Source organism: Kineococcus glutinatus, assembly GCF_039542765.1.
GTDB lineage: Bacteria > Actinomycetota > Actinomycetes > Actinomycetales > Kineococcaceae > Kineococcus_A > Kineococcus_A glutinatus.
Genome location: NZ_BAABIL010000721.1, coordinates 1 through 2,308 on the forward strand (window position 1 = coordinate 1; position 2,308 = coordinate 2,308).

At 71.1% G+C, this 2,308-nt stretch carries 2 protein-coding genes and 1 tRNA gene; 2 read left to right on the forward strand and 1 reads right to left on the reverse strand.

The window, feature by feature from the left end; translation table 11 throughout:
- Window positions 1–49: 49 nt before the first annotated feature.
- Window positions 50–126, reverse strand: a tRNA-Leu gene (locus ABEB16_RS20600).
- An 83-nt stretch (window positions 127–209) separates the two neighbouring features.
- Between ABEB16_RS20600 and ABEB16_RS20605 the strand changes: the two genes are divergently transcribed.
- Complete coding sequence (locus tag ABEB16_RS20605) at window positions 210–830, forward strand: ANTAR domain-containing response regulator (protein WP_345714057.1); 621 nt, start codon at window positions 210–212, stop codon at window positions 828–830.
- A gap of 151 nt (window positions 831–981) precedes the next feature.
- A complete protein-coding gene (locus tag ABEB16_RS20610) occupies window positions 982–2,145 on the forward strand; it encodes a branched-chain amino acid ABC transporter substrate-binding protein (RefSeq protein WP_345714058.1) in 1,164 nt (387 codons plus the stop codon).
- The last annotated feature ends 163 nt before the right edge of the window (window positions 2,146–2,308 follow it).

Here is a 2,308-nt window from a genome sequence, read left to right on the forward strand (position 1 = left end):
GGCGCCGCTCCTCGTCGGCGTCCGCCGCGTCGCGGGCGCCTCCTGCGGCTGGTGCCCCGGGTGGGATTCGAACCCACACTGGATCGAGTTTGAGTCGATTGCCTCTGCCGGTTGGGCTACCGGGGCGCGGGCACCGGCCACCTTAGCGAACACCCCCGGTGGGCCAGCCGGGCGGCGGTACCGCCGCGGGGCGGGCGGGCCCGTCTAGGATGCCCGACGTGACCAACGCACCCGACGCCCCCTCGACCCCTGCCCGCCGCGTGGTCGTGGCCGAGGACGAGGCCATCATCCGCCTCGACGTGGTCGAGATGCTCACCGAAGCGGGCTTCGACGTGGTGGGCCAGGCCGGCGACGGCGAGGCCGCCGTGCAGCTCGCCGAGGAGCACAAGCCCGATCTCGTCGTGATGGACATCAAGATGCCCGTCCTCGACGGCATCTCCGCCGCCGAGCGGATCATCAAGGCGCGCATCGCCCCCGTGGTGCTGCTGACCGCCTTCTCCCAGGCCGAGCTCGTCGAGCGCGCCCGCGACGCCGGCGCGATGGCCTACGTCGTCAAGCCGTTCACCGCGGCGGACCTGCTGCCGGCGGTGGAGATCGCCGTCAGCCGCCACCAGCAGATCGTGGCGCTGGAGGAGGAGGTCGCCGACCTCGCCGACCGCTTCGAGACGCGCAAGCTCGTGGACCGGGCCAAGTCGAAGCTGCAGACGCAGTTCGGCATGACGGAGCCCGAGGCGTTCCGCTGGATCCAGAAGACGTCGATGGACAAGCGCCTCACCATGCGCGAGGTCGCGACCACGGTCATCAACGCGGGCGAGCCCGCCAAGGGCTGAGATGGCAACAGGTGTGTAACAGGCAGGTCAATCGTGCGCCGGTCATGCCTGCACGGTCGGCAATCTGACTACTGTCATGACGACTCCGCCCCCGTGGCGGGGTCCCGGGCCCGTCGCGCGGTCCCGGCCACACCGCCCCAGGAGGACCTCCGTGCGTCCCACCCTCAAGTTCCTCACCCCGGTGGCCGCGGCCGCCCTCGTGCTCACCGCGTGCGGCGGTACGACCGGCGGCAGCGACGACACCGCCAGCAGCAGCAGCGCGAGCGGCGGGGGCGGCTGCGAGGGACTCAAGATCGGCTTCTTCGGCGCCCTGACCGGCGACGCGGCGAACCTCGGCATCAACATCCGCAACGGTGTCGAGCTGGCGGTGGAGGAGCACAACGAGGCCAACGCCGACTGCCAGGTCGAGCTGCAGGACTACGACAGCGCCGGCTCCCCGGACCAGGCGCCCGGCCTGGCGACGCAGGCCATCGGTGACGAGTCGGTGCTCGGTCTCGTCGGCCCGGCCTTCTCCGGCGAGTCCAAGGTCGCCGACCCGCTGTTCGCGGAGGCCGGCCTGGTGCACATCACGCCCTCGGCGACGAACCCGGCGCTGTCGGAGTCCGGCTGGAAGACGTTCTTCCGCGTCCTGGGCAACGACAACACGCAGGGCCCGGCCGCGGCGACGTACATCCAGGACGTCCTCCAGGCCCAGAAGGTCTTCGTCGTCGACGACGCCTCCGAGTACGGCAAGGGCCTGGCCGACATCGTCCGCGAGAGCCTGGGCGCCGCCGTCGTGGACAACGACACCGTCCAGCAGAAGCAGACGGACTTCTCCGCCACGGTCTCCAAGATCCGGGCCTCGGGCGCGGACGCGGTGTTCTTCGGCGGCTACTACGCCGAGGCCGGCCTCCTCCTGAAGCAGATGCGCGACGCGGGCCTGACCACCACCTTCGTCTCCGACGACGGCGCCAAGGACGAGGGCCTCATCACCGCCGCCGGTGCGGCCGCCGAGGGCGCGATCCTCACCTGCCCCTGCCTGCCGCCGGAGGAGGCCGAGGGCACCTTCGTGGAGGACTACACCGCGAAGTTCAGCGTCGCGCCCGCGACGTACTCCGCGGAGGGCTACGACGCCGCGAACATCCTGCTCGACGGCATCGCCGCGGGGAACACCGACCGCGAGTCGCTGCTGGAGTACGTCGGCTCCTACGACGACGCCGGCGTGACCAAGCAGCTGACCTTCGACGACAAGGGCGAGCCGAGCGAGATCTCGGTCTGGGCGTACAAGGTCGAGGGCGGCAAGATCGTGACCGACCAGGAGATCCCGACCTCCTGACGGTCCGCCAGCCCCCACACCGCCGCGAGGTGCCCGGTCCCGCCGGGCACCTCGCCGCCCGGACCCGCAGAGGTACCCCGTGAGCTTCTCGACGTTCCTCGACCTGACCTTCACCGGTCTGGTCGTCGGCGCCATCTACTCCCTCTTCGCCCTCGGCTACACC

Bases quoted from the DNA above. Each gene is read 5' to 3' on its own strand.
- ABEB16_RS20605 (WP_345714057.1), top strand. From the start codon at position 210: ATGCCCGACGTGACCAACGCACCCGACGCCCCCTCGACCCCTGCCCGC.